Raw genomic sequence first — 13,604 nt, 5'->3', positions numbered from 1 at the left:
TCAGGCCGCCTGCGGCAGGGGCCCGGACGGGTTCCCCGTGCGCGGCGGAAGGTTGATTCCCGCCATGCGCATGACATTGGCCAGGATGTCGTGCCCGTGGGCGGAGGCGATGCTTTCGGGGTGGAACTGCACGCCCCAGACCGGAAGGTCGCGGTGCGCGAGCCCCATGACCAGCCCCTCCCGCGTCTCGGCGGTGACGGCAAGCTGCTCCGGCATGTCCTCCCGCCGCACCACCAGGGAATGGTAGCGCGTCGCCTGGAAGGGGGAGGGGAGGCCCGCGAAGACGTCCGTGCCGCCGTGATGCACCGCGTGCACCTTGCCGTGCACGGGCTCGGGCGCGCGCACCACCGTGCCGCCGAAGGCCTGCCCGATCGCCTGGTGGCCAAGGCAGACGCCGAACACCGGCACGCCCTTCCTCGCGGACGCTCCGATCAGGTCCAGGCAGATCCCCGCTTCGTTCGGGGTGCATGGCCCGGGGGAGATCACCACCGCCGCCGGCCGCTTCTCCAGCACCTGCTCCACCGAGAGCGCGTCGTTGCGCCAGACCTCCACCTCCGCGCCCAGTTCGCCGAGGAAGTGGACGAGGTTGAAGGTGAAGCTGTCGTAGTTGTCGATGAGCAGGATCATGGCCCCCTCACTTCCGCCGAGGGACCGTCCGCGGTCAAGCGGCGGTTGGGCGCTTGGCGTGGCGGGCATGGCTCCGCGCCCCAGGCCGGCCGCAGGCATCGCGGCCCGGCGGGTCGGTCTTCCGCATCAGGCGAGGCCCCGGCGCCCATGCGAACAGTGAGTCGCCGGCGGATCGAACCCGTTCTCTGGTTCCTCCCGCCGGGCCCGAACGGCGCCTCAGCCGTTACGTCCTGGCACGGCGGCGAAGCGCACCGCCTCCTCCGCCGCGCGGAACAGGGCGCGCGCCTTCTGGCGCGTTTCCTCGTACTCGGCCTCCGGGTCGCTGTCGGCCACCACGCCCGCGCCGGCCTGCACGGACATCACCCCGTCCTTCACCAGCGCCATCCGCAGACCGATGCAGGTGTCCATGCCTCCATCGGCGCCGAAATAGCCGAAGCATCCGGCATAGACCCCGCGGCGGGAGGGCTCGGTTTCCTCGATGATCTCCATGGCCCGCACCTTCGGCGCGCCCGAGAGCGTGCCGGCCGGAAAGCCCGCCACCAGCGCGTCCAGCGCGGAGAGCCCGGGCCGCAGGCGCCCTTGCACCTCGCTGCCGATGTGCATGACCTGGGAGTAGCGCTCGATCCCGAACTGGGCGGTCACGCGCACGCTGCCGATGGCGGACACCCGCCCCACGTCGTTGCGGCCGAGGTCCAGCAGCATGAGGTGCTCGGCCCGCTCCTTGGGGTCGGCGAGCAGCTCGCGTTCCAGCGCGGCGTCCTCCTCCGGCGTCGTGCCGCGGCGCCGGGTTCCGGCCAGCGGGCGGACGGTGACGGTGTTGTCGCGCAGGCGGACCAGGATCTCCGGGCTCGCCCCCACCGCCGCGAAGCCGCCGAAGTCGAAGTGGAACAGGAAGGGCGCCGGGTTCAGCCGCCGCAGCGCCCGGTACAAGGCGAAGGGGGGCAGGGCGAAGGGAGCCTGGAAGCGCTGGCTCAGCACGATCTGGAAGGCGTCGCCCGCCGCGATCAGCTCCTTGCCGCGCTCCACCGCGGCCATGAAGCCCTCGCGCGTGAAGTTGGAGGAAGGCGTGCCCGGGGCGGGAAGCGCTGCCGGCGGCGCTGCGCGCGGCACCGGGCGGTCCAGTGCCGCCTCGGCCTCGTCCAGCCTGGCCTGCGCGGCCTCGAAGGCGGCACGGGCCGTCTGGCCTTCGGTGGGGTGGACGGGCGCGCAAAGGGTCAGGACGTCCCGCACATGGTCGAAGACCGCGATCAGCGTGGGGCGTCCGAGGATGGCGTCGGGGATGCCCAGCACGTCCGCCGTGCGCGCCGGAAGGCGCTCCATCTCGCGCACCATGTCATAGCCGAGATAGCCGAAGAGCCCGGCCGCGGGCGGCGGCAGGCCCGGCGGCAGATCCATCCGGCAGGCGGCGATCAGGGCGCGCAGGCTGTCCAGCGGCGCGGCCTCCTCGGGCACGAAGGCGTGCGGCGCGGAAAGGGCATGGCGGTTGATCTCGGCCTGCCCGTCGCGGCAGCGCCAGACCAGGTCCGGCGCGAGGCCGATGACGGAATAGCGGCCCCGGCTCTGCCCGCCCTCCACGCTTTCGAGCAGGAAGGTGTTGGGGCGGCCCTCGGCAAGCTTCAGGAAGGCGCCCACGGGGGTGTCGAGATCCGCCACCCGCTCGCGCGAAACCACCTGCCCGCGCCCGGCGCCATAGACCTCCGCGAAGGTGGCGTAGCCGGTTCCGGCGGCGCTCATCGCCCCGCCACCTGGTCCATCATGGACGGGTTGATGGTCACGCTGCTGCGGGCGCGGAGCGCCGCGGCGAACTGCGCTTCCAGGTCGTCCTGCATGGACTGCTCCACCTCCCCCTTCACGCGGGCCAGGCCGGCCGTGTCCGCCGCCACGTCCGCGGCCACAACCTCCGCCAGCCGCGCCACCGCGAAGCCGTCCGCCGTGGCGGCCATCGTCACCTCGCCGGGCTTGGCGGCGAAGAGGCCCGGCAGAAGCTCACGCGGGATGCCGCCGGGGGCCGCGGACTGGGGATCGCGGGCGGAAGGCCCCATGCGGACCGCCTCCACGCCCGCCTCGCGGGCCGCTTCGGCGAAGTCCTTGCCGCCCTGGGCGGCTGCCAGAAGCGCCGCCGCACGCTCCTCCTGCGCGCGGCGGCGGGCGTCCAGCGTCCAGGCGCGGCGCACCTCGGCCTGCACCTCGGCGAAGGGCTTCAGGGCAGCAGGGGTGGCCGCCGGAACGTCCAGCGCCACAAAGCTGCCGGCGGCATCGGCCACGCGCGGGCCGTTGCCGGGGGCATTGGCGAAGATGGCGTCCAGCACCGCCGTGCGCGCCACGGGGCCGCCGGGCAGCTCCACCCGCTGGCCGTCGCGCCCGTTGCCCTGCCGGTCCACCGAAACGCGGGCGGCGGCGAGGCCGAAGCGCTGGGCCGCCTCCTCCACCGTGGCGCCGCCGGCCAGCGCGTCCTCCAGCTTGTTCGCCTCCTCGAACACCATGTCGGCCGCCTTTTCCAGCGACAGCGCCTGCCGGGCCTGGGCGCGCAGCTGCTCGATCGGCACCTCCGCCGCGGGCTGGATCGCCGTCACCTTCATGACGTGCCAGCCGAAGGGGCTCTGCACGGGTTCCGTCACGCCGCCCTCGGGCAGGGCGAAGACAGCCTGGGCGATGTTCTCCACGGGCATCTCGGAGCGCGTGATCTGACCCATCTCCAGGGCGGAACCTCCTGCGGCCTCGGCCTGGGCCTTGATCGCGGACAGGTCGCCGCCACCCGTCCAGGCCACGCGGATCGCATCCGCCGCCTCGCGGGTGCTGACCAGCGCCTGCTCCACCGTGCGGCGCTCGGGGGAGCCGTTGCGCTCGCGCTGGGCGTCGAGCCCGGCCTCCACCTCGGCGTCGCTCACCGTCACGCGCGGCAGGACGGACTGGGCCGAGAGCAGGGCGAGGGATGCGTCGCGGAATTCGGGAGAGGAGAACTGGGCCGGGTTGTTCTCGTGAAAGCGGGTGAGCTGCGCCTCGGTCGGCTCGGGCACCTCGGGGGCGCTCAACAGGGGAAATTCAGCAACCTCCGCCACCCGCTTCTCCTCCGCGAAGGCAAGAAGCCGGCGCGTCAGCGCGTCCGGGGAGCGCGCGCCGGCGCGGATGGCGCCGACAAGCTGCTGGCGCTCCAGGTCCGCCACCACGAGGCGGGTGAAGTCGGCCTCCGTTAGGTCATTCTGGCGAAGGAACTGGTTGAGGATCAGCGGGTTGAACCGGCCATCCGCGCCCTGGAAGGACGGAATGGAGAAGGTATAGGCGCGGATGGCGTCCACCGAGGCGCCGACCCCCATGCGCTGCGCTTCCTGCGTCTGGGCGCGGGAGGCGATCAGGTTCTCCACCGCCTGGCGCGCGACCGCGGTGCGGAAGGCGTCGTTGGGCTCGAAGTTGGGGCCGAGCTGGCGCGCCAGGCGCTGCGTTTCGCGCCGCGCGGCGTTCTGCGCCTCCGGCAGCTCGATCGGCTGGCCGCCCACCCGCGCCACGGCGCTGTCGCGCCCGAAGTTGCGGACGACGTCCTCGATGCCCCAGATCCCGAAGGACAGGACCAGCAGGATGAAGAGGCCCTTGGCGAACCAGGTGCCGGCGAGCCGGCGGAACGCGGTGATCATGGCGGCAGCCCTGCAGGGAGGCGGAAAGAGCGCCAGCCCGTAGCGCACCCGGGCCCCGTTGCCAAACGGCCCGCGCCCCGATACGCGCCCCGGGACGCATTGTTGCACCCAGCGGCCAGGAGAGAAGCGCGCATGACCCCCGGAGTCCGTCCCCTGATCGCCGGCAACTGGAAGATGAACGGCACCCTGCGGGACGCCGCGGCGCTGGCCGAGGGCGTGCGCGCCGGGCTGGAACAGGCCACCGGCGCCGACCTGCTGATCTGCCCGCCCTTCCTGCACCTGCACGTCGCCGCCGCCTCCATGGGCTGGAAGGCCGTCGCGATCGGCGGGCAGGACTGCGCGGCCGAGCCCAACGGCGCCCATACCGGCGACGTCTCGGCGGCCATGCTGGCCGATGCCGGCTGTGGCTACGTCATCCTCGGCCATTCCGAGCGCCGGGCCGACCGGGGCGAGACCGACGCCCTGGTGCGGGCCAAGGCAGAGGCCGTGATCGATGCCGGGTTGATCCCGGTGGTCTGCGTGGGCGAGACGGAGGCGCAGCGCGATTCGGGCCAGGCGGAGGCGGTGGTCGCGGCCCAGCTCGCGGGATCGCTGCCGGACGGCTTCCCGGCGGCCAAGGGCGTGGTCGCCTATGAGCCGGTCTGGGCCATCGGCACCGGGCGCACCCCCACCGAGGCCGACATCGCCGCCATGCACGCCCGCATGCGGGCCGAGCTGGTGGCGCGCTTCCCGGGGGAGGGGGAAACGCTCCGCCTTCTCTACGGCGGCTCCGTGAAGCCCTCCAACGCCGTCGCCATCCTGGCCCTGCCGAACGTGGACGGGGCTCTGGTGGGCGGCGCGAGCCTCAAGGCGGCCGACTTCCTGGGCATCGCCGCCGCCGTGCCGGCCTGACAGGCCGGGGAGGGGAAGGGCGTTAGCCCTTCCCCCCGGGTGCGCAACGGCGCTAGAACCCGGCCGCCATGATCACCGTCCTCCTCGTCCTGCATTTCTTCGTCGCCGCCGCCCTGATCGGGGTGGTGCTGCTCCAGCGCAGCGAGGGCGGCGGGCTGGGCATCGGCTCCTCCCAGGGCATGGGCAACTTCATGTCCGGCCGGGGCACCGCCAACCTCCTGACCCGGGCCACCGGGGTGCTCGCCGCCGTGTTCATGGCGCTGGCCCTTGCGCTGGGCCTGATGAACCAGGGCACCGGACGCCAGCGCTCGCTGTTCGACGCCCCGCCGGCCGCCGTGCCGGGCGGTCCCTCCGGCGCGACGCCCGCCGCCCCCGGCAGCACACCTGCCGCGCCGGCCGCGCCCGCGCTGCCCCCGGCGCCGGCCGTTCCGACCAACTGAGAACCGGTTCCGGCCGCCCCCCTCGCAAGGGGCGGCCGCGCATGGCTTCCTTGCGTCCGCGCCCCTGGCTGCGGCGCCCAAACGCTTGCTATGAGGGTCTCCCATGACGCGGTACGTATTCATCACCGGCGGCGTGGTCTCCTCCCTCGGCAAGGGCATCGCCGCCGCATCCCTCGCGGCCCTCCTGCAGGCGCGCGGCCACAAGGTCCGGCTGCGGAAGCTGGACCCCTATCTCAACGTCGATCCGGGGACGATGAGCCCCTATCAGCACGGCGAGGTCTTCGTCACCGATGACGGGGCCGAGACCGACCTCGACCTCGGTCATTACGAGCGCTTCACCGGCGTGCACGCCAACCAGTCCGACGCCTATACCACCGGGCGGATCTATTCGGAGGTGATCGCGAAGGAGCGGCGCGGGGAGTACCTGGGCGGCACCGTGCAGGTGATCCCGCACATCACCGATGCCATCAAGGAGGGCATCACCGCGGGTGTGGAGGACTACGACTTCGTGCTGGTGGAGGTCGGCGGCACCGTCGGCGACATCGAGAGCCTTCCGTTCCTGGAGGCGCTGCGTCAGCTGGCCAACGAGCTGGGGCCGCGCCGCAGCATCTTCGTCCACCTGACGCTGGTGCCCTGGATCGCCTCGGCCGGCGAGCTGAAGACCAAGCCCACCCAGCACAGCGTGAAGGAGCTGCTGGGGCTCGGCATCCAGCCGCATGTGCTGCTCTGCCGCAGCGACCGGCCGATCCCCGAGAACGAACGGCGCAAGATCGCCAACTTCTGCAACGTGCGGCCCGAGAGCGTGATCCCGGCGCTGGACGCTTCCTCGATCTACGCCGTGCCGCTTCAATACCACGCCGAGGGGCTGGACCGCGAAGTGCTCCGCCACTTCGACATGTCCGTCTATGGCGAGCCCGACCTGTCCCGCTGGCAGCGCATCGTCCAGTCCCTCCAGCAGCCGGAGGGCGAGGTGACGGTCGCGGTGGTGGGCAAGTACATGTCCCTGCTGGATGCCTACAAGTCGCTGGGCGAGGCGCTGACCCATGGCGGCATCGCGCACAACGTAAAGGTGCGGCTCGACTGGGTGGACAGCTCCATCTTCGAGGGAGAGGGCGCCACCAAGCGGCTGGAGGGGGTGCACGGCATCCTCGTGCCCGGCGGCTTCGGCGAGCGGGGGAGCGAGGGCAAGATCCGGGCGGTGCAGTTCGCGCGGGAGCGGAACGTGCCCTTCTTCGGCATCTGCTTCGGCATGCAGATGGCGGTGGTGGAGGCCGCGCGGAACCAGGCGGGCCTTCCTGGCGCCTCCTCAACCGAGTTCGGGCCCTGCGAGGACCCGGTGGTGGGCCTGCTGACCGAATGGAAGCGGGGCAACCAGCTTGAGCGGCGCGAGGAGGGCGGGGATCTCGGCGGCACCATGCGGCTGGGCTCCTATCCGTCCCTTCTGGCGGAGGATTCGCTGGTGCGCTCCATCTATGGCGGCCGCGCCGAGATCAGCGAGCGCCACCGCCACCGCTACGAGGTGAACGTGAACTACCGCGAGAAGCTGGAGGCCACGGGCCTGCGCTTCTCCGGCATGTCGCCAGACGGCGTTCTGCCTGAGATCGTGGAGCGCCCGGACCATCCCTGGTTCCTTGGTGTGCAGTACCATCCCGAGCTGAAGTCCAAGCCCTTCGAGCCGCACCCGCTTTTCGCGGGCTTCATCGGGGCGGCTGTTCGGCAGGCGCGGCTGGTCTGAACCTGCCGGCGGCGGGGGGATGACGGCCTTGTCACCCCCTGCGCGTGAATAACGGCGATTTCCGGCACGCGCGGTGCAGCCTCGCGGCCCGGCCCTACCTTAGCGGCAACCGTCCGCCAATCCGGCGGGCTGCCGATAAGGATGTACGATCATGGCGAAAGTGCTGGTCCTCTATTATTCGAGCTACGGCCACATCGAGACGATGGCGGATGCGGTCGCCGAGGGCGCGCGCTCCGTTGCCGGAACCACGGTGGACATTCGCCGGGTGCCGGAACTGGTGCCCGAGGATGTCGCCCGCTCCTCCCACTATAAGATGGACCAGGCCGCGCCGGTCGCGACGGTGGCGGAGTTGCCGAACTACGACGCGATCATCATCGGCACGCCCACCCGCTACGGGAACATGGCGTCGCAGATGAAGAACTTCCTGGACCAGACGGGTGGCCTCTGGTTCACCGACGCCCTGGTGGGAAAGGTCGGCGCGGCCTTCACCTCCACCGCCTCGCTCCATGGGGGGCAGGAAACGACGCTCACCTCGACACACACGGTGCTGCTGCACCTGGGGATGGTGATCGTGGGCCTGCCTTATTCCTTCAAGCCGCAGATGAACCCGGCCGTCGCCCAGGGCGGCACGCCTTATGGCGCCAGCACGGTCGCGGGCGGGGATGGCAGCCTCAAGCCCACCGCGGATGACCTGGCCGGGGCACGCTACCAGGGCGCCCACGTGGCGAAGATCGCGGCGAAGCTGGCCGTCTGAGCACGGGGAGGGGCCGGGAACGGCTCCTTCCCTTTCAGCGGCGGGCGGGGGCGCAGGAGCGGGTGGTGGCGGCCCGTAGCTCCGCCGCGACGCCGCGGCCCACGGTGATGCTGGTGAAGGTGAGATTGCGGAAGGCCTCCGCCGCCGCCTCGCGGTAGCGCGGCTCGCAGTTGTAGCGCTCGTCCACCACGTAAGCCTCCCCCCGCTCGCGCTGGATGCGGTCCTTCAGGGCGCCGGCCGCCGCCAGCGTGGCGCTGTCGGCAAAGGTGATGCGCCCGACGATGTCCACCAGGCTGTTCGACCGTCCACCCTCCCAGGCGACGGCCCCCTCCGGGTCGGCGGCGTTTCCGCAGGAGACCAGGCAGGGGATGGTGACGGTGGCGCCGGTGCGGAGCAGCGCACCGGCCGTCATGACGTTGGCCGTCGGCAAGGGCTGCCGGAAGATGTCCGAAAGGTTCGTCGTGCAGCGCGGGGAGAGCACCAGCGTGTAGGCCATCACGCTGTTGTCGCGGGCCACCCGGGCACGAACGGTGCAGCGCTCGACCACGTATTCCCGTTCGGAGCCGGACCCCATGCGGTTCACCCGCTTGGCCGGGCCGAGCGTCCGCTCGAGGAAGGGCACCTGGACGTCCAGCATGTCGAACGTGAACAGCTGCGCCAGCGTGGGCTGGCCATCGCGCTTCTGGGCAAGGGCGCCGTGCGGCAGGGCAAGGGCCAGGCCGAGGCAGGCGGAGGCGAGGGTGAGGCGGTTCATCCCGATGCTCCAGCAAAGGCCGCGGGCGCGGCCGTGCGGTTCCGTTCCGTTTCCGGTGCTATCCGCGCGGGAGCCGGGGTGCAAGCGGCGGCGTGGCCGCGAGGATCCGAAGGGGCTCGTAACGATGTTGGCAGAGCCGTCCCCCTTGCCCCCCGGGCCCCGCGGCCGTATCGCCGCCCCCATCGTCCCCCGCCCACCCACGCAAGCAAGAGCTGGAGCAAGCCCCATGTCCGCCATCGCCGACATCATCGCCCGCGAGGTCCTCGACAGCCGCGGCAACCCGACGGTGGAGGTGGAGGTGGTGCTGGACAGCGGCGCCACCGGCCGTGCCATCGTTCCCTCCGGCGCCTCCACCGGCGCGCACGAGGCGGTGGAGCTGCGCGACGGCGACAAGTCCCGCTACGGCGGCAAGGGCGTGCGCAAGGCGGTGGCCAACGTGGAGGGTGAGATCTTCGATGCCCTTTCGGGCTTCGACGCGACCGACCAGATCAAGCTCGACGAAACGATGATCGAGCTGGACGGCACCCCCAACAAGGGGCGCCTTGGGGCGAACGCCATCCTCGCGGTCTCCCTGGCCTCGGCCAAGGCGGCGGCGGAGCATTACGGCCTGCCGCTCTACCGCTATGTCGGCGGCACCTTCGCCCGCACCCTGCCGGTGCCGATGATGAACATCATCAACGGCGGCCAGCACGCGGACAATCCGATCGACATCCAGGAGTTCATGGTGATGCCGGTGGCCGCCGGCACCATGGCGGATGCCGTGCGGATCGGCTCGGAGATCTTCCAGTCGCTCAAGCGGGCGCTGCACGACGCCGGCCACGCCACCAACGTGGGCGACGAGGGCGGCTTCGCGCCGAATCTCCAGAGCGCGGAGGAGGCGCTCGGCTTCATCTCCAAGGCCTGCGAGGCCGCCGGGCACCGGGTGGGCGAGGACGTGGTCTTCGCGCTGGATTGCGCCGCCACCGAGTTCTTCAAGAACGGCACCTACGACATGGAGGGCGAGGGCAAGAAGCTCGATGCCGCGGGGATGGTGGACTACCTGGCCAACCTTTGCGGCCGCTTCCCCATCGTTTCCATCGAAGACGGCTGCTCCGAGGATGACTGGGAGGGCTGGAAGCTGCTGACCGAGCGGCTGGGCAAGACGGTGAACCTGGTGGGCGACGACCTGTTCGTGACCAACCCCGAGCGCCTGCGCCAGGGGATCGAGCGCGGGGTGGGCAACGCCATCCTGGTGAAGGTGAACCAGATCGGCACCCTGACCGAGACGCTGGAGGCCGTGGAGATGGCGCACCGCGCCGGCTACAAGGCCGTCATGTCGCACCGCTCCGGCGAATCGGAGGACGCGACGATCGCCGACCTCGCGGTCGCCACCAACTGCGGGCAGATCAAGACCGGCTCCCTGTCCCGCTCGGACCGTCTGGCCAAGTACAACCAGCTGATCCGGATCGAGCAGGAGCTGGGCCGCGCGGGGCGCTACGCCGGCCGCACGGTTCTTCCCCGCGCACGGTAGCGCCCTGGCGTGCGGTGAAGCGCCCGTGCCTGTGGCAATGGCGCTTCACCGGCAACGCGAACGCATAAATTCAACGACTTCGCCGCGAAACGCCTTGCACCGCAGCAGCGCTGCTATTCTACTCGGGCGCAGGGGATCATTCCGATCGGCCTAAGCTCTTCGGGGGAGGGGCAGTTGGCTTTTTTCAAAGGCGTGAAGCGCCGGGCGCAAGCTCTGGTGCTTCCGGCCATGTTTTTCGCGCTTTGCGGCTACTTCGCGCATCATGCCACGCACGGCACGCGTGGCCTGATCGCGCGTGACACGCGCAATGCCGAGATCGCCATGGCCCGCATCGTGCTGGCCGAGGCGGAAACGGAGCGCGACGCCATGGAGCGCAAGGTGGCGGGCCTGCGGGCCGAGCACCTGGACCGCGACATGCTGGAGGAGCGCGCCCGCGCGCTGCTGAATGTTGTCGCCAAGGACGAGATCATCGTGCCCTACGCGCCGAACCGCCGCCTGTTCTGATCGGCGGCCACGGCATGGGCGGGGAACGTCGCCCGGGCGCAAGCGCCGGGCCGCTTTCCCATGGGCAGAACATGAATTCTGCCGGGGCTTGCCCTGCTTCGTCGGCGAGAACCGCTCACGCCCATGAGATTGTTTTCTGGAAATCCTCATACCGCACTGCAACATCAAGGACTTAGCTGAGTCCTATAACTTGCCGTCGGGCGTCGGCAAACGTATCTGCCCTGGTAAGGCCGTGTTTCGAACGGCTTGAACCCAGGAGCAGCCCATGGCCAACGGGACGGAAAGCGCGGTCAAGAGCCGCGGTGGCAACGGAAAGGACGCGCCTCCTTCCGCCGGGCACAATCAGGACATCCTGGCCCGCGCCTACCGCGAGATGCTGCTGATCCGCCGCTTCGAGGAAAAGGCCGGCCAGCTTTACGGCATGGGCCTGATCGGCGGCTTCTGCCACCTCTACATCGGCCAGGAGGCCGTGGTGGTGGGCATGCAGATGACCCTTCAGGACGGCGACGAGGTCATCACCTCCTACCGCGACCATGGGCACATGCTGGCCACCGGCATGGAGGCCCGCGGCGTGATGGCCGAGCTGACCGGGCGGATCGGCGGCTATTCCAAGGGCAAGGGCGGGAGCATGCACATGTTCTCCCGCGAGAAGGGCTTCTATGGCGGGCACGGCATCGTCGGCGCGCAGGTCGCGCTCGGCATCGGCCTGGCCTTCGCCAACTGGTACCGCGAGGACGGGAAGGTGGCGCTCGCCTATTTCGGGGAGGGTGCCTCGAACCAGGGACAGGTTTATGAAAGCTTCAACCTTGCCGCCCTGCTGAAGCTGCCCTGCGTCTTCGTTATCGAGAACAACCGCTACGGCATGGGCACGAGCGTGGAGCGCGCCTCCGCCTCCCGGAACCTTTCCCTGAACGGCGCGCCGTGGGGCATCCCGGGCGAGCAGGTGGATGGCATGGACGTGCTGGCCGTGAAGGCCGCCGGCGAGCGCGCGGTGGCCCACTGCCGCGAGGGCAAGGGCCCCTACCTGCTGGAAATGCTCACCTACCGCTACCGCGGCCATTCCATGTCCGACCCCGCGAAGTACCGCACGCGCGAGGAGGTGCAGAAGATGCGCGAGCAGAGCGACTGCATCGAGCAGGTGCGCAAGCTGCTGCTGGAGGCTGGCCGGAGCGAGGCGGAGCTCAAGACGGTGGAGGACGAGGTGAAGGGCATCGTGGCCGATGCCGCCGAGTTCGCCCAGTCGAGCCCCGAACCCGACGAGTCCGAGCTCTGGACCGACATCCTGGTGGAGACCCGCTGACATGGGCGCGACGATCCTGATGCCCGCCCTTTCTCCCACCATGACGGAGGGCAAGCTCAGCCGCTGGCTGAAGAAGGAAGGCGACGAGGTGAAGTCCGGCGACGTGCTCGCCGAGATCGAGACGGACAAGGCCACCATGGAGGTGGAGGCCGTCGACGAGGGCAAGATCACGAAGCTCCTCGTGCCCGAGGGCACGGAGGGCGTGCAGGTGAACGCCGCCATTGCCGAGCTGGACGGCGGCGACGGCAGCGCGGCACCCGCGGGCGATGCCGCCACCCCGGCCGCCGACCAGGGGAGCAAGGCCGCCTCGGTCCAGCTTCCGGAATCCAACGCAACCCAGCACGGCGGCGACGTGGCCAAGGTCGCCAAAACAGCCGAGGACTACGGCGCGGTGTCCGCCCGCGGTGCCGAGCGCCGCGAGGGCGCGGCGGCCGAGCCCAAGGCCACCGCGGAGCCGGAGAAGGACTGGGGCCCGACCAAGCCCATCACGGTGCGCGAGGCACTGCGCGATGCCATGTCGGCCGAGATGCGCGCCGACAAGGACGTGTTCCTGATGGGCGAGGAGGTCGCCCAGTACCAGGGCGCCTACAAGATCTCCCAGGGGATGCTGGACGAGTTCGGGCCCAAGCGGGTGCTCGACATGCCCATCACCGAGCACGGCTTCACCGGCATGGCCGTCGGCGCGGCGCTGACGGGGCTGAAGCCCATTGTCGAGTTCATGACCTTCAACTTCGCCATGCAGGCGATCGACCACATCATCAACTCGGCGGCCAAGACCCTCTACATGTCCGGCGGCCAGCTCGGCTGCCCCATCGTGTTCCGCGGCGCCAACGGTGCCGCCGCCCGCGTGGCCGCCCAGCACAGCCAGGACTACACCTCCTGGTACGCGCATGTGCCGGGACTGAAGGTGATCGCGCCCTGGTCCTCGGCGGATTCGAAGGGCCTGCTGCGCGCCGCGATCCGCGACCCCAACCCGGTCGTGTTCCTGGAGAACGAGATCCTTTACGGCCAGACCTTCGAGTGCCCGGTGGCGGAGGACTTCATCCTTCCGATCGGCAAGGCGAAGATCGAGCGCAAGGGCGCGGACGTCACCATCGTGTCCTACTCCATCATGGTGGGGCTCGCGATGCAGGCCGCCGCCGAGCTGGAGAAGGCGGGGATCTCGGCCGAGGTGATCAACCTACGCACCATCCGCCCGCTCGACATCGAGACGGTTCTGGCTTCGGTGAAGAAGACCAACCGCCTCGTCACGGTGGAGGAGGGCTGGGCCTTCGCCAATATCGGCTCCGAGGTCGCCATGCAGGTGATCGAGGGCGCCTTCGACCATCTGGACGCGCCGCCGGTCCGGGTCGCGGGCCTGGACGTGCCGATGCCCTATGCCGCCAACCTCGAGAAGCTCGCGCTGCCCACGGTGGCGCAGGTGGTCGAGGCGGTGCGCAAAGTCACCTACAAGTAAGAGG

The 13,604-nt window shown here is 70.5% G+C and carries 12 protein-coding genes; 8 read left to right on the top strand and 4 right to left on the bottom strand.

Annotation, left to right across the window (positions count from 1 at the left end; all coding sequences use genetic code 11):
• From ACFFIC_RS24315 to ACFFIC_RS24305, 3 genes are all read right to left on the bottom strand, one after another.
• A complete protein-coding gene (locus ACFFIC_RS24315) occupies positions 1–627 on the bottom strand; it encodes an anthranilate synthase component II (RefSeq protein WP_377055241.1) in 627 nt (208 codons plus the stop codon).
• A gap of 216 nt (positions 628–843) precedes the next feature.
• On the bottom strand, positions 844–2,361 hold the full coding sequence (gene trpE / locus ACFFIC_RS24310; protein WP_377055239.1) for an anthranilate synthase component I: 1,518 nt from the start codon (positions 2,359–2,361) through the stop codon (positions 844–846).
• Entirely contained in the window at positions 2,358–4,256 is a 1,899-nt protein-coding gene (locus tag ACFFIC_RS24305) for a peptidylprolyl isomerase (RefSeq protein WP_377055237.1), read from the bottom strand. Before ACFFIC_RS24305 ends, trpE begins: the two co-directional genes overlap by 4 nt.
• A gap of 132 nt (positions 4,257–4,388) precedes the next feature.
• Between ACFFIC_RS24305 and tpiA the strand changes: the two genes are divergently transcribed.
• The 4 genes from tpiA (at position 4,389) to wrbA (ending at position 8,076) form a co-directional block, all read left to right on the top strand.
• Positions 4,389–5,147 (top strand): triose-phosphate isomerase, encoded by a 759-nt coding sequence (gene tpiA, locus ACFFIC_RS24300; protein WP_377055235.1) that lies wholly within the window; start codon positions 4,389–4,391, stop codon positions 5,145–5,147.
• A gap of 68 nt (positions 5,148–5,215) precedes the next feature.
• Positions 5,216–5,587 (top strand): preprotein translocase subunit SecG, encoded by a 372-nt coding sequence (secG, locus tag ACFFIC_RS24295; protein ID WP_377055233.1) that lies wholly within the window; start codon positions 5,216–5,218, stop codon positions 5,585–5,587.
• Positions 5,588–5,690: 103 nt separating this feature from the next.
• Positions 5,691–7,322: a CTP synthase gene (locus ACFFIC_RS24290; RefSeq protein WP_377055231.1), complete on the top strand. Its 1,632-nt coding sequence runs from the start codon at positions 5,691–5,693 to the stop codon at positions 7,320–7,322.
• A 151-nt stretch (positions 7,323–7,473) separates the two neighbouring features.
• Positions 7,474–8,076 (top strand): NAD(P)H:quinone oxidoreductase, encoded by a 603-nt coding sequence (gene wrbA / locus ACFFIC_RS24285; RefSeq protein WP_377055229.1) that lies wholly within the window; start codon positions 7,474–7,476, stop codon positions 8,074–8,076.
• Between the two features lie 34 nt (positions 8,077–8,110).
• Here wrbA and ACFFIC_RS24280 read toward each other — a convergent pair whose 3' ends face one another.
• Entirely contained in the window at positions 8,111–8,830 is a 720-nt protein-coding gene (locus ACFFIC_RS24280; protein WP_377055227.1) for a hypothetical protein, read from the bottom strand.
• A 226-nt stretch (positions 8,831–9,056) separates the two neighbouring features.
• Between ACFFIC_RS24280 and eno the strand changes: the two genes are divergently transcribed.
• The 4 genes from eno (at position 9,057) to ACFFIC_RS24260 (ending at position 13,600) form a co-directional block, all read left to right on the top strand.
• On the top strand, positions 9,057–10,340 hold the full coding sequence (gene eno / locus ACFFIC_RS24275; protein ID WP_377055225.1) for a phosphopyruvate hydratase: 1,284 nt from the start codon (positions 9,057–9,059) through the stop codon (positions 10,338–10,340).
• Between the two features lie 174 nt (positions 10,341–10,514).
• Positions 10,515–10,844: an FtsB family cell division protein gene (locus ACFFIC_RS24270; RefSeq protein WP_377055223.1), complete on the top strand. Its 330-nt coding sequence runs from the start codon at positions 10,515–10,517 to the stop codon at positions 10,842–10,844.
• A 265-nt stretch (positions 10,845–11,109) separates the two neighbouring features.
• On the top strand, positions 11,110–12,144 hold the full coding sequence (pdhA, locus tag ACFFIC_RS24265) for a pyruvate dehydrogenase (acetyl-transferring) E1 component subunit alpha (protein ID WP_377055221.1): 1,035 nt from the start codon (positions 11,110–11,112) through the stop codon (positions 12,142–12,144).
• Between the two features lies 1 nt (position 12,145).
• The gene (locus ACFFIC_RS24260; RefSeq protein ID WP_377055219.1) at positions 12,146–13,600 is read left to right on the top strand and encodes a pyruvate dehydrogenase complex E1 component subunit beta; all 1,455 of its coding nucleotides are present in this window, start codon (positions 12,146–12,148) and stop codon (positions 13,598–13,600) included.
• Positions 13,601–13,604: the final 4 nt, after the last annotated feature.

This window comes from Muricoccus vinaceus, assembly GCF_042433125.1.
Taxonomy (GTDB): domain Bacteria; phylum Pseudomonadota; class Alphaproteobacteria; order Acetobacterales; family Acetobacteraceae; genus Roseomonas; species Roseomonas vinacea.
Note: the sequence above shows the minus strand (reverse complement) of the source record. Positions and strands in the feature narration are given on the sequence as shown.

What these genes read in the sequence shown, in the direction of transcription:
- pdhA (WP_377055221.1), top strand. Translation starts at nt 11,110, where the DNA reads ATGGCCAACGGGACGGAAAGCGCGGTCAAGAGCCGCGGTGGCAACGGA.
- wrbA (WP_377055229.1), top strand. Translation starts at nt 7,474, where the DNA reads ATGGCGAAAGTGCTGGTCCTCTATTATTCGAGCTACGGCCACATCGAG.
- ACFFIC_RS24290 (WP_377055231.1), top strand. Translation starts at nt 5,691, where the DNA reads ATGACGCGGTACGTATTCATCACCGGCGGCGTGGTCTCCTCCCTCGGC.
- ACFFIC_RS24260 (WP_377055219.1), top strand. Translation starts at nt 12,146, where the DNA reads ATGGGCGCGACGATCCTGATGCCCGCCCTTTCTCCCACCATGACGGAG.
- ACFFIC_RS24305 (WP_377055237.1), bottom strand. Translation starts at nt 4,256, where the DNA reads ATGATCACCGCGTTCCGCCGGCTCGCCGGCACCTGGTTCGCCAAGGGC.
- ACFFIC_RS24280 (WP_377055227.1), bottom strand. Translation starts at nt 8,830, where the DNA reads ATGAACCGCCTCACCCTCGCCTCCGCCTGCCTCGGCCTGGCCCTTGCC.
- tpiA (WP_377055235.1), top strand. Translation starts at nt 4,389, where the DNA reads ATGACCCCCGGAGTCCGTCCCCTGATCGCCGGCAACTGGAAGATGAAC.
- ACFFIC_RS24315 (WP_377055241.1), bottom strand. Translation starts at nt 627, where the DNA reads ATGATCCTGCTCATCGACAACTACGACAGCTTCACCTTCAACCTCGTC.
- trpE (WP_377055239.1), bottom strand. Translation starts at nt 2,361, where the DNA reads ATGAGCGCCGCCGGAACCGGCTACGCCACCTTCGCGGAGGTCTATGGC.
- secG (WP_377055233.1), top strand. Translation starts at nt 5,216, where the DNA reads ATGATCACCGTCCTCCTCGTCCTGCATTTCTTCGTCGCCGCCGCCCTG.
- eno (WP_377055225.1), top strand. Translation starts at nt 9,057, where the DNA reads ATGTCCGCCATCGCCGACATCATCGCCCGCGAGGTCCTCGACAGCCGC.